We start from the raw sequence: 24154 nt of genomic DNA, 5'->3' as shown, positions 1-24154 counted from the left end.
TCAGGTGTTAGTGTCCTTACGGACGTGGGGGTTCAAGTCCCCCCCCTCGCACCAATTATCTTTACTTTCTCTCTTGTTTCTTCCCTGCTTTATCATCCCTGATTCCAGTTTATTATCATCAGCATGACGCCAGAAATAAGCGCCAGGCACGATGGTAGCAATACATAATGCCGTAACTGTTTGTGATACAGCATCACCGGCGTCAATACTAATCCCATCAGAATGACAATCCGCCACTGATCCGGCGATAAATCCGCATACATCAGCCCTGCAATCAGCAATCCCGGCAGCAACACTCCCCAGCCACTGCCCAGCGTACGTTGCAACATGGTTTCATCTCTTTCATTGATAATGATAACCAATATCATATGATAATTTTTATCATTTGCAAGCCAGAGAAATCCCTTGCTATCGGGTAAACCTATCGCTAGGATTAGCAATCATTATCATTTAGATTACCATCACGATTATGACCTATCGTTCCGCACCGCTTCCTGAAGATGTCATCTGGCGAACGCATCTCCAGCCGCAGGATGCTGGGCTTGCACAAGCCGTACGTGCGACGATCGCCAAACATCGTGAACATTTGCTGGAGTTTATCCGCCTGGATGAACCCGCTCCGCTTAACGCCATGACGCTGGCGCAATGGTCATCACCGAATGCGCTAAGTTCTCTACTGGCGGTCTATTCCGATCATATCTACCGCAACCAACCGATGATGATCCGCGAGAACAAGCCGCTGATCTCGTTGTGGGCACAATGGTATATCGGCCTGATGGTGCCACCATTAATGCTGGCGCTGCTGACGCAGGAAAAAGCGTTAGACCTTTCCCCGGAACATTTCCACGTTGAGTTTCACGAAACCGGACGCGCCGCCTGTTTCTGGGTCGATGTGTGTGAAGACAAAAACGCAACAACACATTCTCCACAACAGCGAATGGAAACGTTAGTCAGCCAGGCGCTTGTCCCGGTAGTGCAGACATTAGAAGCGACTGGAGAGATTAACGGCAAACTTATCTGGAGTAATACCGGTTATTTGATCAACTGGTATCTGACAGAAATGAAGCAGTTGCTCGGCGAGGCGACGGTTGAATCGCTCCGCCATGCCCTCTTTTTTGAGAAAACACTCACCAGCGGCGAAGACAATCCACTCTGGCGTACCGTGGTACTGCGCGACGGCCTGCTGGTGCGCCGAACCTGCTGCCAGCGTTATCGCCTACCGGATGTGCAGCAATGTGGCGATTGTACGCTGAAATGAAAGCACTGCCGGGGAAGTAAACCCGGCATCATGCGGATTAATAGGGATGCAACACATTACTTGCTTCGCAATGCCGCATACATAACAGAATATCTGCGGCCTCCAACAACCCTGCATCAGAACTGACGCCCAATTTCGACATCACATTAAATTTATGCGCGCGGATCGTTTTGATATTGCGTTTAAGCTGCTCGGCAATTTGTGTCATTGAGTAGCCACGCGACATAAAACGCAATATTTCTCTCTCCGTTGGGCTTAACGTCCGACTTTGGTTAATGTACCACTGATTGTTCAGCCGATCGGTTGCCTGACGCACACCATTTAATGACAAAAATAACTCCTGATGAAAAACTTCCAGCGTCGATGCTTTACTTAATACTCCGTCCAGTGGTGATGGAGATAATGAACCGATCAACCGTGCTTCAATATCATCATCTGCAATAACCAAACGTCGGGTACGCGGAAATTTAATCGCCAGCTCAGTCAGGCAAGATAATCCTTCTCTGCGCTCACTTCTCATGGCAGAAAAAGAAAAAATAACCGCCGCAAACGAGAACCGCGACATGGCATCCTGAAACGACTCCTGGCTGGTATAGGTGTGGAGCTTATAAGGGTTACCCGCAAACTTTCTGAATAAACTCTCAATACCGATACTGCTCATGACGCATTTTTCTATAAGTGCGACATTTCTCTTCTTAATTCGGTTGTGTTCCATTCTGCGGCATCTCCATAAACAGAAGGCAAGTTAAGTTCTCTTGCACCCTGCGCGCTATTTATCCATGCATACATCTCAGCATTGCTGTGAATTGCCAGCCGACGCATCGCACTGTTTTTTTGTGCGCTGATAGTTTTATTACTTTTCTTGAGCAATGAAGCTATCTGGTTGATGCCCCATCCTTTGCCTAACAGCCGCAGTACCTTGCGCTCTGAAAGGGTCAGAATGACGGTGCGATAGCTAAAATCCTGAGTTTCAGTCATTGCCGGAGAGGTCAGCATGGCGCTGATACGATCCGCATACGCATTGCCGGAACGAACGGTCTTAACCAGATTCTCAATGGGTTCGACATCGGACAGTAACGTCGCTGTTGGGCACATAAGCAGTTCTACTGCCGGGGAGTACCAGGCACGCGAAACCATGAAAACCCAATGTATTTCCCGGTATTGTGAGATCAATGAATAGTAATGTTCACAAACGGAACGCGGGTCTTCCGTTTCGCCGGATAAATCGGCAACCACTAACCCAGCACGACGTAATTGTAATAAGGTCAACTCCTCCGCAGAGGCGCTACTCGTTATTTCATATTCAGGTAGATGGGTCCTCATGACCTCTTTTAATCCTGCCTGCATAACGGGTATTTTACTGATAACAATTCCATTTTTGCAGCATCCTGGCAACATATATCCTCCATATCCACTCTCTATAAATCATGATGGTTTAATCAGGATATTCATCCCTCAAATGACTCCAACAAATTAATAGATCTAGCGAATAAATTATCCTTAGCATTCACTTTCATATCAGTTTACCCCTGACATACCAAAAATCCTTTGTATGTTTCAGGAGGCTAGCATCAAATAATAACCTGGTAAAATACCTCTGACACATTTAAAATATCTAAATTATGTTGTTAGAAATACTTAATCAAAAACCGCAAATCCAATCAGTTTACGATATCATTCAAAATAATGACCAAAGGCTAAATACAAGGCCTTTAGTCCGAAAGAACAACAAAAAAAGCAATAAAAACTGAAAGATATTTCTTATCCAGATTCGATAAATTGATTTCTCCTGCTATTAGCCAAACAAGTAAAAACAAAACCATAAATTCATTTCAGTGATAATATTCATGAGGATATTTATTTGACCTCCGACGCGGATCGCTTCCTGTGACCATAACCAGAATTAATCAGCGCAATTTTGATCTTAACCAACCCCAAAACAACCGCGCTTCATGATACAAATGGGGTCTCATTATTTGAACAATACGCAGCACGTCTATGACAAAGGGCGAGTTATGCAAACTGAGCAACAGCGAGCCGTAACACGGCTATGTATCCAGTGCGGATTATTTCTTTTGCAGCACGGGGCGGAAAGTGCGCTGGTGGATGAGCTTTCTTCACGACTTGGGCGTGCGCTGGGGATGGACTGCGTTGAAAGCTCCATCTCTTCCAACGCAATTGTGCTGACCACCATTAAAGATGGTCAATGTTTAACCTCGACACGTAAAAATCAGGATCGCGGCATTAATATGCATGTGGTTACTGAAGTACAGCACATTGTGATTCTGGCGGAACATAAATTGCTGGATTGCAAAGGTGTGGAGAAGCGTTTTAGTCAAATACATCCTCTGCGCTATCCGCGTTGGCTGGTAGCCCTGATGGTTGGACTTTCTTGCGCCTGTTTCTGCAAACTGAATAACGGTGGCTGGGACGGCGCGCTGATTACGTTCTTTGCCAGCATGATCGCCATGTACATCCGCCAACTGCTGGCACAACGCCATCTTCACCCGCAGATAAACTTTTGCCTCACCGCATTTGCCGCCACCACGATTTCCGGCCTCCTTTTACAACTTCCGACATTCAGTCATACGCCTACCATAGCGATGGCGGCCAGCGTTCTGTTGCTGGTGCCGGGCTTTCCGTTGATTAATGCCGTCGCCGATATGTTTAAAGGCCACATCAATACCGGGCTGGCACGCTGGGCAATTGCCAGCCTGTTGACGTTGGCTACCTGCGTTGGCGTGGTGATGGCACTGACGATTTGGGGACTACGCGGATGGGTATGATCGAATTTCTCATAGCGTTGGTGCAGGATATGATCCTCGCGGCAATTCCTGCGGTCGGATTTGCGATGGTATTCAATGTTCCGGTTCGGGCGTTACGCTGGTGTGCGCTGCTTGGCGCGATTGGTCATGGTTCACGAATGATCTTAATGACTACCGGGCTGAATATTGAGTGGTCAACCTTTATGGCATCTATGCTGGTCGGCACCATTGGTATTCAATGGTCGCGCTGGTATCTGGCGCATCCAAAAGTCTTTACCGTGGCGGCTGTTATCCCCATGTTCCCTGGCATTTCTGCTTATACAGCAATGATTTCAGCTGTAAAAATCAGTCAGTTAGGTTATAGCGAGCCGTTGATGATTACCCTGTTAACCAACTTTCTTACGGCATCATCAATTGTTGGTGCATTATCCATCGGTCTTTCCATTCCTGGATTATGGTTGTACCGCAAGCGCCCTCGCGTATAAAATTGCCTCGCTTAAAGCACACGGATGAGAGACAGCCTCCTTTCATCCGTGTGTTACTATAAAAGTAATCTCCCTTCTCGTTCATCGTTCCATATTGAGAAACAGTATGTCTTCCAGAGTTTTGACCCCGGACGTCGTTGGTATTGACGCCCTGGTACACGATCACCAGACCGTTCTGGCAAAAGCTGAAGGCGGAATGGTTGCCGTATTTGCTAACAACGCCCCGGCGTTTTATGCCGTCACGCCCGCGCGTCTTGCTGAACTGCTGGCGCTGGAAGAAAAGCTGGCACGTCCGGGAAGCGATGTCGCTCTGGACGATCAACTCTATCAGGAACCGCAAACTGCCCCCGTTGCCGTACCGATGGGAAAATTTGCCATGTACCCAGACTGGCGACCCGATGCCGACTTCACTCGCCAGGCCGCGTTGTGGGGCGTGGCACTAAGAGAGCCCGCTACCGCCGAAGAACTGGCCTCATTCATTGCCTACTGGCAGGCGGAAGGTAAAGTCTTTCATCATGTACAGTGGCAGCAAAAACTGGCGCGCAGTCTGCAAATTGGTCGCGCCAGCAACGGCGGACTAGCCAAACGAGATGTGAACACGGTCAGCGAACCTGACAGCCAAATTCCACCAGGATTCAGAGGTTAACGATGAAAAACGTTGGCGACCTGATGCAACGCCTGCAAAAAATGATGCCTGCCCATATCAAACCTGCATTCAAAACGGGTGAAGAGCTACTGGCCTGGCAGAAAGAACAAGGGGCGATCCGCTCCGCCGCTCTCGAACGTGAAAATCGGGCGATGAAAATGCAGCGCACCTTTAACCGCTCCGGCATTCGTCCGCTGCATCAGAACTGTTCCTTTGAGAACTATCGTGTTGAATGCGAAGGGCAGATGAATGCGTTGAGCAAAGCGCGTCAGTATGTCGAAGAGTTCGACGGCAACATCGCCAGCTTTATCTTTTCTGGCAAGCCGGGCACCGGTAAAAACCATTTGGCGGCGGCAATCTGCAACGAACTACTGCTGCGCGGCAAATCGGTATTGATTATTACTGTTGCCGATATTATGTCGGCGATGAAAGATACCTTCAAAAATAGCGGTGCCAGTGAAGAACAACTGCTCAACGATCTGAGCAACGTTGATCTACTGGTGATCGACGAGATCGGCGTGCAGACCGAATCTAAATACGAAAAAGTGATCATCAATCAGATCGTCGATCGTCGCTCTTCTTCCAAGCGCCCAACCGGAATGCTGACAAACAGCAATGTGGAGGAAATGACGAAGTTGCTGGGCGAGCGTGTTATGGATCGTATGCGCCTGGGTAACAGTCTGTGGGTGATCTTCAACTGGGACAGTTATCGTAGTCGGGTAACGGGTAAAGAGTATTAATCCCCATTCCCGGCGTTATACTGCGACAAAATTCCACCTTGAGTAATGATGATGAAAACTGTTAAACACCTTCTGTGCTGTGCAATTACCGCCAGCGCATTAATTTCCGCCGGGGTGAATGCCGCTTCCTGGAAAGATGCGCTCTCCAGCGCCGCCAGCGAGTTAGGCAATCAAAACACCACACAGGAAGGCGGCTGGTCGCTCGCTTCATTAACTAACCTGCTTAGTAGCGGCAATCAGGCATTAAGCGCAGATAACATGAACAATGCCGCAGGCATTCTGCAATACTGCGCGAAGCAAAAGCTGGCTTCGGTGACCGATGCGGAAAACATCAAAAACCAGGTACTGGAGAAGCTGGGTCTGAACAGCGAAGAGCAGAAAGAAGACACCAACTATCTGGACGGCATTCAGGGTTTGCTGAAAACCAAAGATGGCCAGCAGCTTAATCTGGATAACATCGGTACGACTCCGCTGGCGGAGAAAGTGAAAACCAAAGCCTGCGATCTGGTATTAAAGCAAGGTCTGAACTTTATCTCTTGATCCGCATAACGCCGCGTTTTAGCTGTTAATCGGCTGGCGCGGCAATCCCCTTCTCTTTTTCCCACTTCTGACGCTTTCATCCCCTGCTATGCGGGAAACAACCTCGATCAAAAAAGTCTGTTTATAAACTAATTCCTAACAACATCGCATTTTTTTGACACTAGAATTGCAGCAATATGGCAGCGCCATTACATTGTGTTTCTCAAAAAATCTTAAGCATCGGCTACACAGCCTGGTTTAGTGAGGATCGCCCGTTGTCAGAACTACTCTCATTTGCCTTGTTTCTCGCCTCTGTGCTGATCTACGCATGGAAAGCGGGACGTAACACCTGGTGGTTTGCCGCCACGTTAACGGTGTTAGGGTTATTTGTCGTTTTAAATATTACCCTGTTTGCCAGCGACTATTTTACTGGCGATGGTATTAACGACGCGGTTCTCTATACCTTAACCAACAGCCTGACCGGTGCAGGCGTCAGCAAATATATCCTGCCAGGTATTGGCATTGCACTGGCACTGGCAGTCGTTTTCGGTGCACTGGGCTGGATCCTGCGCCGCCGACGTCATCATCCGCACCATTTTGGTTACAGCCTTTTGGCGCTCTTGCTGGCACTGGGTTCTGTCGATGCCAGCCCGGCGTTTCGTCAGATAACAGAACTGGTGAAATCCCAGTCGCGCGACGGCGATCCGGACTTTGCGGCTTATTATAAAGAACCGTCGAAAACCATTCCTGACCCGAAACTCAACCTGGTTTATATCTACGGAGAAAGCCTCGAACGCACCTATTTTGACAACGATGCTTTCCCGGATCTCACGCCTGAACTGGGCGCGCTGAAAAATGAAAGTCTGGATTTCAGCCACACGCAGCAGTTGCCGGGAACGGACTACACGATTGCGGGCATGGTGGCTTCCCAGTGTGGTATTCCGCTTTTTGCTCCATTTGAAGGCAACGCTTCTGCATCCGTTTCCAGCTTCTTCCCGCAGAACATCTGTCTGGGCGATATCCTGAAAAACTCGGGTTATCAGAACTATTTCGTACAGGGAGCCAATCTGCGTTTTGCCGGTAAAGATGTGTTCCTGAAATCACACGGCTTCGACCATTTGTACGGCTCAGAAGAGCTGAAAAGCGTGGTCGCAGACCCGCATTATCGCAACGACTGGGGATTCTACGACGATACCGTGCTGGATGAAGCATGGAAAAAATTTGAAGAGCTTTCCCGCTCTGGTCAGCGGTTCTCACTGTTTACCCTGACGGTCGATACCCATCACCCGGATGGTTTTATCTCTCGTACCTGTAATCGCAAAAAATATGATTTTGACGGTAAACCGAACCAGTCATTCAGTGCGGTAAGTTGTAGCCAGGAGAACATCGCGACGTTTATCAACAAAATCAAAGCGTCACCGTGGTTTAAAGATACCGTCATCGTCGTCTCTTCTGACCATTTAGCGATGAATAACACGGCGTGGAAATACCTCAATAAGCAGGATCGCAATAACCTGTTTTTTGTCATCCGTGGCGACAAACCGCAGCAAGAGACGCTGGCAGTGAAGCGCAACACGATGGATAACGGCGCTACGGTACTGGATATCCTTGGTGGTGATAATTTTATCGGCCTCGGACGCAGTAGCCTTTCTGGTCAGTCAATGTCAGAAGTGTTCCTGAACATGAAAGAGAAAGTACTGGCGTGGAAGCCGGATATCATTCGTCTGTGGAAATTCCCCACCGAGATAAAAGAATTTACCATCAATCAGAATAAAAACATGATCGCCTTCTCGGGTAGTCATTTCCGTTTGCCGCTGCTGCTGCGGGTTTCAGACAAACGAGTGGAACCGCTGCCAGAAAGTGAATACTCCGCACCACTGCGTTTCCAACTGGCCGATTTCGCCCCACGTGATAATTTCATCTGGGTTGACCGCTGCTACAAAATGGGGCAGTTGTGGGCGCCGGAACTGGCGCTTTCTACCGACTGGTGTGTTTCACAGGGGCAACTTGGCGGGCAACAAACAGTGCAGCATGTCGATAAGCCAGAATGGAAAGGTAAAACGGCATTTAAGGACACGGTCATCGACATGGCACGCTACAAAGGCAATGTCGATACACTGAAGATTGTCGATAACGATATTCGCTACAAAGCAGACAGTTTCATCTTTAACGTCGCGGGTGCGCCGGAAGAGGTGAAACAGCTTAGCGGGATTTCCCGTCCGGAGTCGTGGGGTCGCTGGTCTAATGCACAGCTTGGCGATGAAGTGAAAATCGAGTACAAGCATCCGCTGCCGAAGAAATTTGATCTGGTGATTACCGCCAAAGCCTACGGTAATAACGCCAGCCGCCCCATTCCGGTACGCGTTGGCAATGAAGAACAAACCATTGTGCTGGGCAACGAAGTGACCACCACTACGCTGCATTTCGATAACCCAACCGATGCCGACACCCTGGTGATTGTGCCGCCGGAACCCGTCGCAACCAACGAAGGGAATATTCTCGGTCACTCGCCGCGTAAACTCGGTATCGGGATGGTGGAAATTAAAGTGGTGGCGCGTGAAGGGTAAACACTGACGGATTTACAGGTCGGATAAGACGCGTAAACGTCTTATCCGACCAACAAAACATTATTGATAAATAAAAATAGTGTCCAACACTGCATAGCCACTTTACCAGTCACTCATTATCAGAAAGTAACCACACCCTTAATCAACTCACGATTGTTAATCACATCGCGCTCATAGGTTTCTGCCAGCGTGGCGAACGGATAGCGATGGGTTAACATCATGCCGGCAGTGATCTTCCCTTCCGCCATCAGTCGCCAGACTTTCGCAAAATCTTCCGGCGTAGCGTTACGGCTGCCCATTATTGTGGCCTCTTTTTTGTGGAATTCTGGATCAGAGATTTGCAAATCGCCTTTAAACAGGCCGACAAAGACTACCGTGCCACCGTGGCGAATCAGATTAACAGTGTTATTCATCGCATGTTGATTACCTGTCGCGTCGATCACTTTCTGCGCCAGAGAGCCACCAAATTGCGCGCGTAGTTGGTCATCAAAATCTTCTGCGAACGGATCAAGCACGGGCAGCTCCAGACGCCTTATCACATGCTCACGCCGCGCCAGACTGGTATCGACCACCACCACCTGTGCGCCATCAACTTTAGCGATTGCCGCCGCGCCAAGACCGATTGGCCCCGCCCCGACCACCAGCACCTGCTCGCCAGGCGCAACTGCCGCGCGGCGCACCGCATGAGCACTAATGGCGAAGGGTTCAATCAACGCTGCCGCCTGTGGGTCGATGCCGTCTGCGGGCAAAATGTTCGCTTCTGGCACGCTTAAATACTCACTAAAACCGCCATCCTGATGCACTCCTATGACCGAAATGCTTTCACAGCAGTTGGTGCGACCACTTTTACACGCCGGGCATTGCTGACAGGCGATATAAGGGATCACTGCAACTTGCTGGCCATTTTTGAGATCAGCAATATCTTTACCTAATTCAACAATCTCTCCACATATTTCATGGCCTAACACGCGTGGATAACTAAAAAATGGTTGATTTCCACCCCAGGCATGAATATCAGTACCACAAATTCCGACAGACTTAATCTTTATCAATACTTCATCGCCACCGGGAATTGGCATTTCATATTGTTTCCAGACTAATTCTTTCGGTTTCTGGCAAATTAATGTATTTATCTTAGGCATAATTCTGCTCTCCATTTTTTGTTGTCTTAGATATCAATGAAAATGAAAAATGCCAGTGAAATAGAAAATCTATTTTGTGAAAATACACGCATAAAAATGTTTTAAATCGGGTTTTAATAGCGCGACAAGGAGAAAAATATGAGTCGCTCACAAAATTTACGCCATAATGTGGTTAACCAGTTTATTGATGAGATGGTATGTGGTCATATCCCTTCCCCACTCCCATCGCAAAGCTCACTAGCGGAAATGTACAACGTCAGTCGCACCACGGTGCGTCATGTTCTCAGCCACTTACGCGAATGCGGTGTCCTGACGCAGGTCGGGAATGACCACGTCATCACGCGTAAACCTGATCACAACGATGGTTTTGCCTGTCCCGCAGCTTCGATAAGCGAGCAAGACAAAGTATTTGAGCAGTTTTTTTTCACGATGATAAATCAGCGTCAGTTATTGCCTGGTGAAACTTTTTCTGAGCTGCAACTGGCGCGAGCGGCAGGTGTCAGCTCGATTACGGCAAGAAAATATCTTTTAAAATTATGGTGCTATAACCTCACCCAAAGCGAGAAACGCGGTCAGTGGAGGATAAAGCATTTCGATCAATCCTACGCCGAGCAGCTTTTTGAACTGCGCGAAATGTTGGAAACGCGCTCAATCCAGCGTTTTCTCACCCTGCCTGATAATGATCCGCGCTGGTTTCAGGTGAAAACCATGCTCGAACGCCACCGAATGCTGCGTAACAACATCGGCAGTAATTTTCACACGTTCTCGCAACTGGACAGAGAGTTCCATTCCTTATTGCTTTCAGCCACTGACAATATCTTTTTCAATCAATCCATTGATATTATCTCCGTCATCTTTCATTTCCACTATCAATGGGACGAAAACGATCGCCGGCAGCGCAATATCATAGCCATAGATGAGCATATGACTATTCTCAGTGCTTTGGTTTGCCGCAGCTATGTGGATGCAACGCTTGCACTACGTAACCATTTGAATTCAGCTAAACAAGCGATGATTCGTTCCATCAAGAAGAACAAGCGGTACGTTTATTAAATACAGATTAAAAACAGCAAACTATTAGTTTGTGCACGGTTTTATCAAAATATAAACACCCGAAATTTCCGACTTACCTATGCTCGCAACCAGTCGACTATAAATGTTTTCTTGTGAGCGGTAGTGAAATCCTAAAGATTTCATCTGCCATTAATATTAACCCTGCGCAATACATAATTACGCAAATAATTAATATATTATAGATACAGGAGTTCGGCGTGGAAAAAGAAAATATTACCCTCGATCCGCAATCTTCCTTTCGCTCAACGTCGTCGGTAGATATCCCCGTGCCACCAAATGGATTAATTCAACGCAGTACACGAATTAAACACATTCAAACCACCGCCATGTTGTTATTATTTATTGCTGCGGTAATAAATTTTCTCGATCGCAGTTCGCTGTCGGTGGCGAATGTAACTATTCGTGGAGAACTGGGGTTAAACGCCACCGAGATGGGCGCTTTACTCTCCGTGTTCTCGCTCTCTTACGGGATTGCGCAATTGCCAGCAGGCGCACTGCTGGATCGCAAAGGTTCACGTCTGATGTTGGGACTAGGGATGCTAGTCTGGTCGCTATTCCAGGCAATGTCTGGCATGGTACACAGCTTTACGCAGTTCGTGCTGGTACGTATTGGTATGGGGATCGGTGAGGCTCCCATGAACCCGTGCGGTGTTAAAGTGATTAACGACTGGTTCAACATCAAAGAACGTGGACGTCCGATGGGCTTTTTTAACGCAGCCGCCATCATTGGTGTTGCCATAAGCCCGCCGATTCTGGCAGCGATAATGCTGGCCATCGGCTGGCGTGGGATGTTTATAACCATCGGATCACTGGGTATTTTTCTCGCCATCGCCTGGTTTATGCTCTATCGCAACCGCGAGCAGGTAGTGCTGACCGCCGTTGAACAAACCTATCTCAACGCCGGTAGTGTCAATACCCGCCGCGACCCACTCACTTTTGCCGAATGGCGCAGCCTGTTTCGTAACCGCACAATGTGGGGAATGATGCTCGGTTTCAGTGGTATCAACTATGCGGCATGGCTGTACATTGCCTGGTTGCCGGGTTACCTGCAAACAGCCTATCACCTGGATTTAAAAAGCACGGGCTTGATGGCGGCAATACCTTTCCTGTTCGGTGGGATCGGGATGCTACTCAACGGATATGTGACCGACTGGCTGGTCAAAGGAGGGATGAAGCCGATTAAGAACCGTAAGCTCTGTATTATTACCGGGATGTTCAGTTCAGCCGCCTTTACTCTGATAGTACCGCAAGCGACAACCCCCATGAGCGCGGTTCTGCTGATTGGCATGGCGTTGTTCTGCCTTCACTTTGCCAGTACATCCTGCTGGGGACTGGTTCACGTAGCGGTCGCTTCTCGCATGACCGCGTCAGTGGGCAGTATCCAGAACTTTGCCAGCTTCATCTGCGCCTCATTAGCGCCGATTATTACCGGTTTTATTGTCGATACCACTCACTCATTCCGTCTGGCGCTACTCATCTGCGGTTGCGTCACCGCAGCAGGCGCGCTGGCGTACATCTTCATGGTACATCAACCCATTAGCGATCCGCATAAAGAGTAATCTCCCCTTGCCCGATAAGTCATCGCTTATCGGGCATTTTTTGTGGCAATTAAAACGTTTCCCAGTTATCCCCGCTATCAGCCACTACCGCTTTACGCGACACCATCGGTGCCACCGTTTTTACCGCCAACGCTTCGCGCTGACGCTGTTGCTCTTGCTGAATACGAAATACAGCCACAGCTTCAGTCAGGCGGCTGGCCTGCTCTTCCAGCGCGGCGGCAGCAGCGGCAGACTCTTCCACCAGCGCAGCGTTCTGTTGTGTTACCCGGTCCATCTCGACAACCGCTAAGCCAACCTGATCGATACCGCGACTCTGCTCATCAGAAGCGGAGGCAATTTCGCCCATGATATCGGTCACGCGGGTCACGGCGCTGACAATCTCCGCCATAGTTTCCCCGGCGCTTTCGACGAGTGTCGATCCGACATCCACTTTGCCAACCGAATCTTCAATCAGACTTTTAATTTCACGCGCCGCCTGGGCGCTACGCTGAGCCAGATTACGCACTTCTCCCGCGACCACCGCAAAACCACGGCCTTGTTCACCCGCGCGTGCTGCTTCGACTGCCGCATTCAAGGCCAGAATATTCGTCTGGAAAGCAATGCCGTCGATGACACTGATAATATCGGCAATTTTCTGCGAGCTTGTGGAAATATCGCGCATGGTTTGTACCACGCTATCGACCACATTACCGCCACGTTGTGCCGTTTCGGAAGCACTTAACGCCAGATGGCTTGCCTGTCGCGCGTTCTCGGCATTCTGTTTCACTGTCGCAGTCAATTGCTCCATGCTGGCTGCCGTCTCTTCTAACGAAGCGGCTTGTTGCTCAGTGCGTGAAGAGAGATCGTTATTACCGGTAGCGATTTCGCTGGCTCCGCTATAGATGGCATTAGCACCATTACGCACATCACCCACGGTACGTACCAGTTCACTTTGCATATGGCGCAAACTCTCTGCCAGTTGCCCCACTTCATTAGAGCCATCTACCTCGATCGGTTTCACCAGATCGCCGCCAGCAATATGACGAATGTTGTCGATCAGGCGATTCATCGGCGCCACCAGCGACGTTTTAATACCAAACCAGACGGCGAAGATAACCGCCAGTACGACGATCAGCACACCCGCCAGCACCCACATTGCCTGGTTAAAGGCAGCATTATTATCGGTGACGGCGATGTCATAGAGACGATCGTTTTGCTGCATATACGCCATATACTGCTTCTCGAAACCGTCCTGATATCCCTGAGTCGGTTGGTCAAAAAACTCGTTGATTTTGCCCGCCCCTAATAACTGGATCAGCTCCGCCAGTGCATTGTGATAGATATCGTAATTACGTTTGATCTCCGTGGCAGCCGCTGTGCTCTGATGCAAGTCTCGCGGTAATGCTTCGTAATCTGCCCAGTTTTTTTCCGCTTGTTTCAGCGAAATAGTGGCACTCTGCATCAGCTCGGCGACGGTCGAACCGCTGCCAATATTGTTCTGATCCATCATGTAGCGGATACCCGCACGGTTGAGGGTGTTACGCGTCTGCAACAACGCAACCCAACTGCCATTTAGCGTAGATTGCTGCTGGCGAATGGTTTGTAAGACGGAGAGATTTTCTTTGTCCTTTTTTAAAGCGTTAAAGAACAGGCTGCCTGATGTCAGTTGCAAAAGGCCGAAAACGGCCAAAACCAGCAGTAAGCTGGTCACGATCCTGATACGTTTTAACATGGTTTCTCTTTTCCTGTTGACCGATAGCAGGATTTTCGGCCTGGAATGAGAAAACTTTATAGGTAGCGACCTGAAACTGGTTAAATTTATCTCACTTTTTTATTTTTGTTCAAAAATACAATAACCACTCATTGATACATTTTTCTTTCTTATTTTTTTCACACTAACTGTATCTGTTTTGAACGAAATATGTTCTATATGTGAATTTTTAAGAAAGGACATCTGAAATGTTAAACCGTGACTTCGATCATCTCTCAACGCTATTACATCTCTTTTTTGAACGTGAGGATATTTGTCAAAAACTTAATATTATTGACCAAAACAATATCACTGGTTGGGAAGTGTGGCTTCAGGTTGAATTTGCCAATATGCTCTGCTCAACAGGCCATGAATGGTGGCGAGAACAAACACTTTGCTGTGATAAGCGCAGAAATCCCCAGCGCCCCACACTACGCACAGATTTCTTATTACGTAAAAAAGGCTGGACGCAAGATAGCTATATCGCACTTGAAATAAAACAAAACAGAGACGCGACTAGTTGTGTTAAAAATATGATCGCAGACTTAGAGAAAAGTGCCAAAATTAAACGTTCTGAACTTGATTTGCGTAGTTTCTGGACCCTGGGCATCACCCCCATGATAGACAGGGAAAGACTGGATTATCTCATCGACAGTTATTTAGATGAGAAATTTCACCTTACTAAATCTCGTAAAAAACACGTTTTACTTAAAGAAATAAATAATACACCATATTGCTATATTGTTATTTAATATTTATAGCGTGAATATAATTTTTATATGAGTAACACAACCGAGGGCTAAAAATCGCTTCGGTTGTGATCAATATCACATAAATAGCCTTCATAAACCTCGCCCAATACCGCTCAACTGCAAAACTGACCGCTTACGTCCCTAATATAACCACTCAGTTATTTACCTTACTTTACGCGCGCGTAACTCTGGCAACATCACTGCAGGATAGCGGTCAATTTACCTCCTCAAACGCAACGCAAACCTAGAACGGCTTCGGCCTATGATTAACAAATTACTCAATGGATTTTGGTTTGCAGGAAGGCAGCAAGTGAGTGAATCCCCGGGAGCTTACAACAGTAAGTGACTGGGGGAGCGAATGTAGCTGCCGCACCAGTAAGCCAAAAGACGACGAGTAAAATGCCAGGTTTTACTATGGATACGAAAAAACTATTCAAGCACATACCCTGGGTGATTCTTGGAATCATCGGTGCATTCTGCCTCGCGGTAGTTGCATTACGTCGGGGGGAGCACGTCAGTGCCCTGTGGATCGTGGTCGCCTCTGTGTCGGTGTATCTGGTGGCGTATCGCTACTACAGTCTGTACATCGCCCAGAAGGTGATGAAACTCGACCCCACGCGCGCGACGCCTGCGGTTATTAACAACGACGGTCTGAACTACGTTCCGACCAACCGTTACGTGTTGTTTGGTCACCACTTCGCCGCTATCGCCGGTGCCGGTCCGCTGGTTGGTCCGGTTCTCGCCGCGCAGATGGGCTACCTGCCGGGTACGCTGTGGCTACTGGCGGGGGTAGTGCTGGCCGGTGCAGTGCAAGACTTTATGGTGCTGTTTATCTCTTCTCGCCGTAACGGCGCATCTCTCGGTGAGATGATCAAAGAAGAGATGGGGCCAGTACCAGGGACTATCGCGCTGTTTGGCTGTTTCTTAATCATGATCATCATCCTCGCCGTCCTGGCGCTGATTGTGGTTAAAGCCCTGGCCGAAAGTCCGTGGGGTGTCTTCACCGTTTGCTCAACCGTACCGATTGCGCTGTTTATGGGTATCTACATGCGCTTTATCCGTCCGGGGCGTGTGGGTGAAGTCTCTGTCATTGGTATCGTGCTGCTGGTTGCCTCTATCTACTTCGGCGGCGTGATTGCTCACGACCCGTACTGGGGTCCGGCACTGACCTTTAAAGACACCACCATTACCTTCGCGCTGATTGGCTATGCGTTTGTTTCCGCACTGCTGCCGGTGTGGCTGATCCTCGCACCGCGCGACTATCTGGCAACCTTCCTGAAAATCGGCGTTATCGTCGGCCTGGCGCTGGGTATCGTGGTACTGAACCCGGAACTGAAAATGCCTGCGATGACCCAGTACATTGACGGTACTGGCCCGCTGTGGAAAGGCGCTCTGTTCCCGTTCCTGTTCATCACCATCGCCTGTGGTGCGGTATCTGGCTTCCACGCCCTGATCTCTTCCGGTACGACGCCGAAACTGCTGGCTAACGAAACCGACGCGCGTTTCATTGGCTACGGCGCAATGCTGATGGAGTCCTTCGTGGCGATTATGGCGCTGGTTGCTGCGTCCATCATCGAACCGGGTCTTTACTTCGCGATGAACACCCCGCCTGCGGGTCTCGGCATCACCATGCCTAACCTGCATGAAATGGGTGGCGAGAACGCGCCAATCATCATGGCGCAGCTGAAAGACGTTACCGCACACGCGGCAGCAACCGTCAGCTCCTGGGGCTTCGTGATTTCTCCAGAGCAGATCCTGCAAACCGCGAAAGACATTGGTGAGCCTTCTGTCCTGAACCGTGCAGGTGGTGCGCCGACGCTGGCGGTAGGTATCGCACACGTGTTCCACAAAGTGCTGCCGATGGCTGACATGGGCTTCTGGTATCACTTCGGTATTCTGTTCGAAGCACTGTTCATCCTGACCGCACTGGATGCCGGTACGCGTTCTGGCCGCTTTATGCTGCAAGACCTGCTGGGTAACTTCATTCCGTTCCTGAAAAAAACCGACTCTCTGGTTGCCGGTATCATCGGTACAGCGGGCTGTGTGGGTCTGTGGGGCTACCTGCTGTATCAGGGCGTGGTCGATCCGCTGGGCGGCGTTAAGAGCCTGTGGCCGCTGTTCGGTATCTCTAACCAGATGCTGGCAGCCGTGGCGCTGGTACTGGGCACCGTTGTGCTGATTAAGATGAAGCGTACCCAATACATCTGGGTAACTGTTGTTCCGGCGGTATGGCTGCTTATTTGCACCACCTGGGCGCTGGGTCTGAAACTGTTCAGCACCAACCCGCAGATGGAAGGCTTCTTCTACATGGCAAGCCAGTACAAAGAGAAGATTGCTAACGGTACTGACCTGACGGCGCAGCAGATTGCCAACATGAACCACATCGTTGTGAACAACTACACCAACGCAGGCCTGAGTATTCTGTTCCTGATTGTGGTGTACAGCATCATCTTCTACGGTTTCAAAACCTGGCTGAAGGTGCGTAACAGCGACAAACGTACTGACAAAGAAACACCGTACGTTCCAATCCCGGAAGGCGGCGTGAAGATCTCTTCGCACCACTAACCGGATGCCTTATCCGGCCTACAAAGTGTCTATCGTAGGCCGGATAAGGCGTGTACGCCGCATCCGGCAAATCCCCAGCCCGGACCTTCCGGGCTTTACGCATATCTGGAAGGCAAAATGTTTGGTAACTTAGGACAGGCAAAAAAATATCTCGGCCAGGCGGCGAAGATGTTGATTGGCATTCCAGACTACGACAACTACGTCGAGCATATGAAGACCAACCATCCCGACAAGCCGTACATGAGCTATGAAGAATTCTTCCGCGAACGCCAGAACGCGCGCTACGGCGGCGATGGTAAAGGCGGTATGCGCTGTTGTTAATGGAGAGAGCATGAACCCGATTGCAGTTACCCTACTCACCGGTTTTTTAGGCGCAGGCAAAACCACCCTGCTGCGCCATATTCTTAACGAACAACACGGCTACAAGATTGCCGTGATTGAAAACGAATTCGGCGAAGTCTCCGTTGATGATCAACTAATTGGCGACCGCGCCACGCAGATCAAAACGCTGACCAACGGCTGCATCTGCTGTTCGCGCTCCAACGAGCTAGAAGACGCACTACTCGACCTGCTGGATAATCTCGACAAGGGCAATATTCAGTTCGACCGTCTGGTGATTGAATGCACCGGCATGGCCGATCCCGGCCCGATTATTCAGACCTTTTTCTCCCATGAGATTTTATGCCAGCGCTACCTGCTGGACGGCGTGATTGCGCTGGTGGATGCGGTACATGCCGACGAGCAGATGAACCAGTTCACCATCGCCCAGTCACAGGTTGGCTACGCCGACCGTATTCTGCTGACCAAAACCGACGTCGCTGGCGAAGCAGAAAAACTGCGTGAACGTCTGGCGCGCATCAACGCCCGCGCACCGGTGTACACCGTCACTCACGGCGACATCGACCTGGGCCTGCTGTTCAACACCAACGGTTTTATGCTGGAAGAGAACGTTGTCAGCACCAAACCGCGTTTCCACTTTATCGCCGATAAACAAAACGATATTTCATCGATTGTGGTGGAACTGGATTACCCGGTAGATATCAGCGAAGTTTCCCGCGTGATGGAAAACCTGCTGCTGGAATCGGCAGATAAACTGCTGCGTTACAAAGGGATGCTGTGGATTGACGGCGAACCTAACCGCCTGCTGTTCCAGGGCGTCCAGCGCCTCTACAGCGCCGACTGGGACCGCCCGTGGGGCGATGAAAAACCGCATAGCACGATGGTGTTTATCGGGATTCAGTTGCCGGAGGATGAGATTCGGGCAGCGTTTGCGGGGTTGAGGAAGTAATTTTGGATGATGGCCGCCACGTGGCGGCCTGAATTATTTTTTGTTCTGATCGCGCAGCATCGCTTCACGTAAAATTGCGTTCAGGCGAGTTTGATAGCCTTTACCTGGTCGCTTCAGCCATTCCATCACATCAGCATCAATACGCACCGAAGCCTGGGTTTTCAATGGCCGATAAAACTTACCGCGTTCGGCGTTAGACCATTGCTCATCGCTGGAAGGTGGGATATCACTGTAATCAATATCTTCGTCGGATTTATTCGCCAGCGCCTTCAATTCGGCCTCATGCTGCACATCGAGTGTAGAGGAGGTCCCTCGTTTATGTTTAACCATGCTCATAGCGACTCCTCTCTTTACGATCTGCTTTTCGTGCACTGATGATTCGAATAATTTCATTTCCGCTTTCGAAACGGATGGTATGCGCAGCCAGGATAACCACGATGCCGTGAACCACGGCCGATAGTCTGCCAGCGATACTCACCGTTTTCTATGCGATCTTGCTGTGACAAATGTTGTGGATCATCAAACACTAACACCGCATCTTCAAAGCGGATGCCATGTTTCACCCGATTACTTTTGGCCTTGTTTGCATCCCATTCAAACTCCATAGGCATAGTTGCCATCCCTGATTGTATATACAAAAATGTATCTACAATTATTCTGCAATTATAGCGTTGATGTTGGAAATAGCATCACGTTTTGGATAATCAACCATGAAATTGACAATGAGTAAGTTGGACTTGATTCATCCAATAGAATTTCTCACCTGACATGGCACACTAAACACCTCGCTGTCGTTAAGGGATTACCGTGAAAAACTACAAAGTCATTACCCCGCTTTTTCCTACCTATGCGCAAGTTAAGGCTATGATGAAAGCCGTCTCAGGCTATTCCCTGAAAGCGGTACGCAATATGATTACCGCCATTCACGAGCAAACCGGTACGCCGCAAAAACCCGTTGACTGGTCGGAACCTGACCTGTGGATCAGCGAACGCTTAACGGGTGAAGATGCCGACATCGCCCGTCGTATTTGGGATACCGATAATCACATATTGAACCCGCGCCACAGCTACGGCTGCTACTTATTCCTCAACTATCCCCAGTTTGAGCTGATGGAAAGCACGCCAGACGATACCTGGCAGCCCACCTCGCGCGGGCAAAAATTCCTGCAAGATGATGAAAAAACGCTGCGTTCACTGGACGATCAGGAAGGCATTCTGCAACTGCTTGAACTGCTGGCTGGCCGCGAAATGTCGCGCCGCGCTGATTTATTGCCGGAATGGCAGGCCTTTTTGCATCAGCATTCGAAATTCGCTTCCGCCAGTTCGGTGAAAAGCACGCTCTACTCCCGTCTCTATAACCTTATCGACCGTGACATGGTTAACCGTGAAGGCATGAGCTATCGCATCACCGACACCGGGCGCGCCTGGCTTGGAAAAGCGTTGCCAGCACGAAAAAGCGATCCGCGTAAAGAGCTGTTGGAAGCGGTGAAACGCTACAACGAGCAGCAAAAAGAGCTGCTGCGCGAACAACTCAGCACGATGAACCCTTACAAGTTTGAGCAACTGGTCGGTCAATTACTGGAAGCAATGGGCTACGAGCAGGTCGAAGTGACCAAAGCCTCAGGCGATAAAGGCGTGGACGTGATTGGTCAGGTGCAGGTCGGCATCACCACCATTACCGAAGTGGTGCAGGTCAAAAGAATGCAGAACACCATCACTCGCCCGTATATCGACCAGTTGCGCGGGGCGCTGCCTTACCACAAAGCCATTCGCGGTACGCTCATCACCACCGGGAAATTTGCGGCGAAATGTGCAGAAGCGGCGCTCTTTCCGGGTGCCGCGCCCATTACGCTTATCGACGGCGATCGCTTACTGGAACTGTTAATCGAAAATAACGTCGGCATTCGCCGCAGCAATGCAGTGGAATTGCTGGATGTGGATTTGCAGTTGTTTGATGAGCTGGAGATGGATTAAAGGGCGAAATTTGCCGCCGCTACCATTACAATAGCGACCCAATTTATCTGAACAGAGTTCATCATGGCCAAAGCACCAACTAAAAAAGCCAAAGCAAAGAAAGGCTTTGAAGAAACATTATGGGATACCGCAAACCAGCTTCGCGGTAGCGTTGAGTCCTCCGAATACAAGCACGTGGTGTTGAGCCTCGTGTTCCTGAAATTCATCAGCGATAAGTTTGAAGCGCGCCGCAAAAAAATGATTGCCGATGGGCAAGCAGACTTCCTTGAGATGGAAGTGTTCTACCAGCAGGACAACATTTTCTACCTGCCGGAAGAGGCGCGCTGGTCGTTTATCAAACAAAATGCCAAACAGGACGATATTGCGGTTCGTATTGACACCGCCCTCTCGACCATTGAGAAACGTAACCCATCACTGAAAGGCGCGCTGCCAGACAACTACTTCAGCCGTCAGAATCTGGAAACCAAAAAACTGGCGTCACTGATTGATACCATCGACAACATCGAAACGCTGGCACACGAAACTGACGTTGAAACGTTATCGAAAGAAGACCTGGTCGGACGCGTTTACGAATACTTCCTCGGTAAGTTTGCCGCAACCGAAGGCAAAGGCGGTGGTGAGTTCTACACGCCCAAATGTGTGGTTACGCTGTTAACTGAAATGCTCGAACCTTTCCAGGGCAAAATTTATGACCCGTGCTGTGGCTCGGCAGGGATGTTCGTGCAGTCGGTGAAGTTTGTCGAGAGCCATCAGGGTAAAAGTCGTGATATCGCGCTGTATGGTCAGGAACTGACAGCCACGACCTATAAACTGGCAAAAATGAACCTCGCCATTCGCGGTCTTTCTGCTAACCTCGGCGAACGCCCGGCAAACACTTTCTTTAGCGACCAGCACCCGGACCTGAAAGCCGACTACATTCTGGCGAACCCGCCGTTCAACCTGAAAGACTGGCGTAATGAAGCCGAATTAACCGAAGATCCACGCTTTGCCGGTTATCGTATGCCGCCAACCGGTAACGCCAACTACGGCTGGATTTTGCATATGCTCTCCAAGCTGTCGGCTAACGGCACAGCAGGTTTTGTGTTGGCAAACGGCTCGATGAGTTCTAACACCAGCGGCGAAGGAGAGATCCGTGCACAGATGATCGAAAATGATCTAATCGACTGCATGATCGCTCTGCCAGGTCAGTTGTTTTACACCACGCAGATCCCGGTGTGTTTATGGTTTATGACCAAATCGAAGGCTGCCGATCCGGCCAAAGGTTATCGTGATCGTCAGGGCGAGACGCTGTTTATTGATGCGCGTAACCTCGGCAGCATGATTAGCCGCACAACTAAAGAGTTAACGGCGGAAGATATTGCCACAATCGCCGATACCTACCATGCCTGGCGCAGTACGCCGGAAGAACTGGCTGCACGGATTGCGCGTGGTGACAGCAAGCTGGAAAAATATGAAGACCAGGCAGGCTTCTGCAAAGTTGCAACCCTGCAAGATATTAAAGATAACGACTACGTACTGACACCGGGCCGCTATGTGGGTGCAGCCGAGCAGGAAGAAGACGGCGTGGCGTTTGAGACGAAAATGCGCGAATTGTCGAAGACGTTGTTTGAGCAGATGAAGCAGGCGGAAGAACTGGATCGTGCGATTCGCAAGAATTTGGAGGCGCTGGGTTATGGGGAATAAGTGGCCAGAATTCCGTTTGGATGAAATTACGACTTTAATTGTTGATTGTCCTCATTCAACGCCAGAATGGACAGACTCAGGAGTTATTGTTCTCAGAAGTAATAATATCCGCAATGGTGCTTTAGATTTAGCAACCCCTAGTTTTACAACAGAAGAAGGTTATCTAGAACGTATCAAGAGAGCCATTCCCTCTGAAGAAGATATAGTTCTAACCAGAGAAGCGCCAATGGGTGAAGTATGTATAATTCCAAAAGGGATAAAATGCTGCTTGGGACAAAGAATGGTATTAATACGTGCGGATAAATCTCAAGTCATCCCAGAATATCTACTATATGTAATGCAGAGTTCATATATTCAACATCAAATTAGCTGGAATGAAGGTACTGGAACAACCGTAAGCAATATCAGAATACCTAATATTAAAGCATTAAAAATACCTTTACCAAAAATCACTATTCAACGGACAATTGTTTCTAATTTATTAGTGATTGACAAAAAAATAGCAATAAATACTGGGATCAACCAAACCTTGGAACAAATGTCCCAAACCCTTTTCAAATCCTGGTTTGTGGATTTTGATCCGGTGATTGATAACGCTCTGGATGCAGGAAACCCTATCCCAGAAGCTCTGCAAGCTCGTGCAGAATTGCGTCAAAAAGTACGTAATAGTACTGATTTTAAACCGCTTCCGACGGAAATCCGCTCGCTTTTCCCAAGTGAATTTGAAGAAACGGAGTTGGGTTGGGTGCCAAAGGGCTGGCATTATAAAAATGCAGAAGAAATAGCAACGATCTCCATAGGAAAAACGCCGCCTCGTACTCAAAAAGAATGTTTTTGCGACAAAAAAGACAGTAACTATGCATGGGTCTCGATTAAGGATCTAGGAAATTGTAGTGTATTCATTAAAGATAGTAGTGAGTATTTAACTTCTGACGCAGTTAATAGTTATAATGTAAAAATTGTCCCTAAAGATGCTGTATTATTAAGTTTCAAGTTGACAATCGGTAGAATAGCGATAGCCGAAGATATATTAACTACCAATGAAGCAATTGCTCATTTTTATAATATGAAGCATGGCATCAACAAAGAATATTTATATTCATATCTAAAAATTTTTGATTATAATTCTTTAGGAAGTACATCTTCTATTGCAACAGCAATAAACTCTAAAATAATAAGAAAAATTCCAGTTCTTGTTCCTGATGGAGACATATTAGAAAAATATAAAAAATCAACAGATATAATATTTCAAAAGATAAAATTTAATAATGGAAACATATGTAACTTAACAGCCCTCCGCGACACCCTGCTCCCGAAACTCATCTCCGGCGAGCTATCACTGGACGATCTTCCGGATCTCACCACCGATACAGAAGCCCCATAACGCATTTTGCCCCTGTAAAATCAG

22 protein-coding genes and 1 pseudogene are annotated in these 24154 nt (G+C 48.8%); 16 read left to right on the top strand and 7 right to left on the bottom strand.

Annotated features, from left to right (window positions below; all coding sequences use genetic code 11):
- Positions 1–92: 92 nt before the first annotated feature.
- On the bottom strand, positions 93–329 hold the full coding sequence (locus HEN21_RS18400) for a DUF1435 domain-containing protein (protein WP_016231568.1): 237 nt from the start codon (positions 327–329) through the stop codon (positions 93–95).
- A 140-nt stretch (positions 330–469) separates the two neighbouring features.
- Between HEN21_RS18400 and fhuF the strand changes: the two genes are divergently transcribed.
- Positions 470–1258, top strand: coding sequence for a siderophore-iron reductase FhuF (fhuF, locus tag HEN21_RS18395; RefSeq protein ID WP_176252096.1), 789 nt, complete (start codon positions 470–472; stop codon positions 1256–1258).
- 37 nt (positions 1259–1295) lie between these two features.
- Here fhuF and bglJ read toward each other — a convergent pair whose 3' ends face one another.
- Together bglJ and HEN21_RS18385 are read right to left on the bottom strand one after the other, a co-directional pair.
- Complete coding sequence (bglJ, locus tag HEN21_RS18390) at positions 1296–1973, bottom strand: DNA-binding transcriptional activator BglJ (RefSeq protein WP_016159441.1); 678 nt, start codon at positions 1971–1973, stop codon at positions 1296–1298.
- On the bottom strand, positions 1931–2656 hold the full coding sequence (locus HEN21_RS18385; RefSeq protein ID WP_000936648.1) for a helix-turn-helix domain-containing protein: 726 nt from the start codon (positions 2654–2656) through the stop codon (positions 1931–1933). Before HEN21_RS18385 ends, bglJ begins: the two co-directional genes overlap by 43 nt.
- A 617-nt stretch (positions 2657–3273) precedes the next feature.
- Here HEN21_RS18385 and HEN21_RS18380 point away from each other — a divergent pair.
- The 6 genes from HEN21_RS18380 to opgB all read left to right on the top strand — a co-directional run bounded on the left by HEN21_RS18380 (position 3274) and on the right by opgB (position 8980).
- Entirely contained in the window at positions 3274–4044 is a 771-nt protein-coding gene (locus tag HEN21_RS18380; protein WP_010351504.1) for a threonine/serine exporter family protein, read from the top strand.
- Complete coding sequence (locus HEN21_RS18375; RefSeq protein ID WP_000525340.1) at positions 4035–4508, top strand: threonine/serine exporter; 474 nt, start codon at positions 4035–4037, stop codon at positions 4506–4508. The genes HEN21_RS18380 and HEN21_RS18375 overlap by 10 nt, the downstream gene beginning before the upstream one ends.
- A gap of 106 nt (positions 4509–4614) precedes the next feature.
- On the top strand, positions 4615–5154 hold the full coding sequence (gene dnaT / locus HEN21_RS18370; protein WP_010351507.1) for a primosomal protein DnaT: 540 nt from the start codon (positions 4615–4617) through the stop codon (positions 5152–5154).
- Between the two features lie 2 nt (positions 5155–5156).
- Positions 5157–5894, top strand: coding sequence for a DNA replication protein DnaC (gene dnaC, locus HEN21_RS18365; protein WP_176252095.1), 738 nt, complete (start codon positions 5157–5159; stop codon positions 5892–5894).
- Between the two features lie 48 nt (positions 5895–5942).
- The gene (gene yjjA / locus HEN21_RS18360; protein ID WP_016231567.1) at positions 5943–6434 is read left to right on the top strand and encodes a DUF2501 domain-containing protein YjjA; all 492 of its coding nucleotides are present in this window, start codon (positions 5943–5945) and stop codon (positions 6432–6434) included.
- A gap of 254 nt (positions 6435–6688) precedes the next feature.
- On the top strand, positions 6689–8980 hold the full coding sequence (opgB, locus tag HEN21_RS18355; protein ID WP_176252094.1) for a phosphatidylglycerol--membrane-oligosaccharide glycerophosphotransferase: 2292 nt from the start codon (positions 6689–6691) through the stop codon (positions 8978–8980).
- A gap of 119 nt (positions 8981–9099) precedes the next feature.
- On the opposite strand, the gene HEN21_RS18350 is transcribed toward opgB, so the two are convergent.
- Positions 9100–10122: a zinc-binding alcohol dehydrogenase family protein gene (locus HEN21_RS18350; protein WP_176252093.1), complete on the bottom strand. Its 1023-nt coding sequence runs from the start codon at positions 10120–10122 to the stop codon at positions 9100–9102.
- A 138-nt stretch (positions 10123–10260) separates the two neighbouring features.
- Between HEN21_RS18350 and HEN21_RS18345 the strand changes: the two genes are divergently transcribed.
- Both HEN21_RS18345 and HEN21_RS18340 read left to right on the top strand, forming a co-directional pair.
- The gene (locus HEN21_RS18345; RefSeq protein ID WP_000091592.1) at positions 10261–11175 is read left to right on the top strand and encodes a GntR family transcriptional regulator; all 915 of its coding nucleotides are present in this window, start codon (positions 10261–10263) and stop codon (positions 11173–11175) included.
- 218 nt (positions 11176–11393) lie between these two features.
- Positions 11394–12755: an MFS transporter gene (locus HEN21_RS18340; protein WP_000410122.1), complete on the top strand. Its 1362-nt coding sequence runs from the start codon at positions 11394–11396 to the stop codon at positions 12753–12755.
- A gap of 49 nt (positions 12756–12804) precedes the next feature.
- Here HEN21_RS18340 and tsr read toward each other — a convergent pair whose 3' ends face one another.
- The gene (tsr, locus tag HEN21_RS18335; protein WP_000919637.1) at positions 12805–14466 is read right to left on the bottom strand and encodes a methyl-accepting chemotaxis protein; all 1662 of its coding nucleotides are present in this window, start codon (positions 14464–14466) and stop codon (positions 12805–12807) included.
- 227 nt (positions 14467–14693) lie between these two features.
- Between tsr and HEN21_RS18330 the strand changes: the two genes are divergently transcribed.
- From HEN21_RS18330 to yjiA, 4 genes are all read left to right on the top strand, one after another.
- Positions 14694–15236, top strand: a complete 543-nt coding sequence (locus tag HEN21_RS18330; RefSeq protein ID WP_105287033.1) for a hypothetical protein — start codon at positions 14694–14696, stop codon at positions 15234–15236.
- A gap of 414 nt (positions 15237–15650) precedes the next feature.
- Complete coding sequence (gene btsT, locus HEN21_RS18325; protein WP_001309197.1) at positions 15651–17801, top strand: pyruvate/proton symporter BtsT; 2151 nt, start codon at positions 15651–15653, stop codon at positions 17799–17801.
- A 117-nt stretch (positions 17802–17918) separates the two neighbouring features.
- Entirely contained in the window at positions 17919–18122 is a 204-nt protein-coding gene (locus tag HEN21_RS18320) for a YbdD/YjiX family protein (RefSeq protein ID WP_000467859.1), read from the top strand.
- A 10-nt stretch (positions 18123–18132) separates the two neighbouring features.
- Positions 18133–19089, top strand: coding sequence for a GTPase (gene yjiA / locus HEN21_RS18315; RefSeq protein WP_001295525.1), 957 nt, complete (start codon positions 18133–18135; stop codon positions 19087–19089).
- Between the two features lie 33 nt (positions 19090–19122).
- Here yjiA and HEN21_RS18310 read toward each other — a convergent pair whose 3' ends face one another.
- The gene (locus tag HEN21_RS18310) at positions 19123–19425 is read right to left on the bottom strand and encodes a BrnA antitoxin family protein (RefSeq protein ID WP_000063156.1); all 303 of its coding nucleotides are present in this window, start codon (positions 19423–19425) and stop codon (positions 19123–19125) included.
- Positions 19412–19700 (bottom strand): annotated as a pseudogene (locus HEN21_RS18305) (BrnT family toxin). Before HEN21_RS18305 ends, HEN21_RS18310 begins: the two are co-directional and overlap by 14 nt.
- A gap of 196 nt (positions 19701–19896) precedes the next feature.
- Here HEN21_RS18305 and HEN21_RS18300 point away from each other — a divergent pair.
- The 3 genes from HEN21_RS18300 (at position 19897) to HEN21_RS18290 (ending at position 24130) form a co-directional block, all read left to right on the top strand.
- On the top strand, positions 19897–21063 hold the full coding sequence (locus tag HEN21_RS18300) for a restriction endonuclease (protein ID WP_108188963.1): 1167 nt from the start codon (positions 19897–19899) through the stop codon (positions 21061–21063).
- A 63-nt stretch (positions 21064–21126) separates the two neighbouring features.
- Positions 21127–22746, top strand: a complete 1620-nt coding sequence (locus tag HEN21_RS18295) for a type I restriction-modification system subunit M (protein WP_176252092.1) — start codon at positions 21127–21129, stop codon at positions 22744–22746.
- The gene (locus HEN21_RS18290) at positions 22736–24130 is read left to right on the top strand and encodes a restriction endonuclease subunit S (RefSeq protein ID WP_183082923.1); all 1395 of its coding nucleotides are present in this window, start codon (positions 22736–22738) and stop codon (positions 24128–24130) included. The genes HEN21_RS18295 and HEN21_RS18290 overlap by 11 nt, the downstream gene beginning before the upstream one ends.
- Positions 24131–24154: the final 24 nt, after the last annotated feature.

This window comes from Escherichia sp. 93.1518, from assembly GCF_013368915.2.
Classification (GTDB): Bacteria; Pseudomonadota; Gammaproteobacteria; order Enterobacterales; family Enterobacteriaceae; genus Escherichia; species Escherichia ruysiae.
The sequence above is the reverse complement of the archived record's forward strand: the minus strand, read 5'-3'. Positions and strand labels throughout refer to the sequence as shown.

Excerpts from the sequence above, each read along its gene's own strand:
- btsT (WP_001309197.1), top strand. The coding sequence starts at position 15,651 with ATGGATACGAAAAAACTATTCAAGCACATACCCTGGGTGATTCTTGGA.
- HEN21_RS18295 (WP_176252092.1), top strand. The coding sequence starts at position 21,127 with ATGGCCAAAGCACCAACTAAAAAAGCCAAAGCAAAGAAAGGCTTTGAA.
- bglJ (WP_016159441.1), bottom strand. The coding sequence starts at position 1,973 with ATGGAACACAACCGAATTAAGAAGAGAAATGTCGCACTTATAGAAAAA.
- HEN21_RS18290 (WP_183082923.1), top strand. The coding sequence starts at position 22,736 with ATGGGGAATAAGTGGCCAGAATTCCGTTTGGATGAAATTACGACTTTA.
- yjiA (WP_001295525.1), top strand. The coding sequence starts at position 18,133 with ATGAACCCGATTGCAGTTACCCTACTCACCGGTTTTTTAGGCGCAGGC.
- yjjA (WP_016231567.1), top strand. The coding sequence starts at position 5,943 with ATGATGAAAACTGTTAAACACCTTCTGTGCTGTGCAATTACCGCCAGC.
- fhuF (WP_176252096.1), top strand. The coding sequence starts at position 470 with ATGACCTATCGTTCCGCACCGCTTCCTGAAGATGTCATCTGGCGAACG.
- HEN21_RS18310 (WP_000063156.1), bottom strand. The coding sequence starts at position 19,425 with ATGAGCATGGTTAAACATAAACGAGGGACCTCCTCTACACTCGATGTG.
- HEN21_RS18350 (WP_176252093.1), bottom strand. The coding sequence starts at position 10,122 with ATGCCTAAGATAAATACATTAATTTGCCAGAAACCGAAAGAATTAGTC.
- tsr (WP_000919637.1), bottom strand. The coding sequence starts at position 14,466 with ATGTTAAAACGTATCAGGATCGTGACCAGCTTACTGCTGGTTTTGGCC.
- HEN21_RS18345 (WP_000091592.1), top strand. The coding sequence starts at position 10,261 with ATGAGTCGCTCACAAAATTTACGCCATAATGTGGTTAACCAGTTTATT.
- HEN21_RS18385 (WP_000936648.1), bottom strand. The coding sequence starts at position 2,656 with ATGTTGCCAGGATGCTGCAAAAATGGAATTGTTATCAGTAAAATACCC.
- dnaT (WP_010351507.1), top strand. The coding sequence starts at position 4,615 with ATGTCTTCCAGAGTTTTGACCCCGGACGTCGTTGGTATTGACGCCCTG.
- HEN21_RS18400 (WP_016231568.1), bottom strand. The coding sequence starts at position 329 with ATGTTGCAACGTACGCTGGGCAGTGGCTGGGGAGTGTTGCTGCCGGGA.
- HEN21_RS18320 (WP_000467859.1), top strand. The coding sequence starts at position 17,919 with ATGTTTGGTAACTTAGGACAGGCAAAAAAATATCTCGGCCAGGCGGCG.
- HEN21_RS18375 (WP_000525340.1), top strand. The coding sequence starts at position 4,035 with ATGGGTATGATCGAATTTCTCATAGCGTTGGTGCAGGATATGATCCTC.
- HEN21_RS18330 (WP_105287033.1), top strand. The coding sequence starts at position 14,694 with ATGTTAAACCGTGACTTCGATCATCTCTCAACGCTATTACATCTCTTT.
- dnaC (WP_176252095.1), top strand. The coding sequence starts at position 5,157 with ATGAAAAACGTTGGCGACCTGATGCAACGCCTGCAAAAAATGATGCCT.
- HEN21_RS18380 (WP_010351504.1), top strand. The coding sequence starts at position 3,274 with ATGCAAACTGAGCAACAGCGAGCCGTAACACGGCTATGTATCCAGTGC.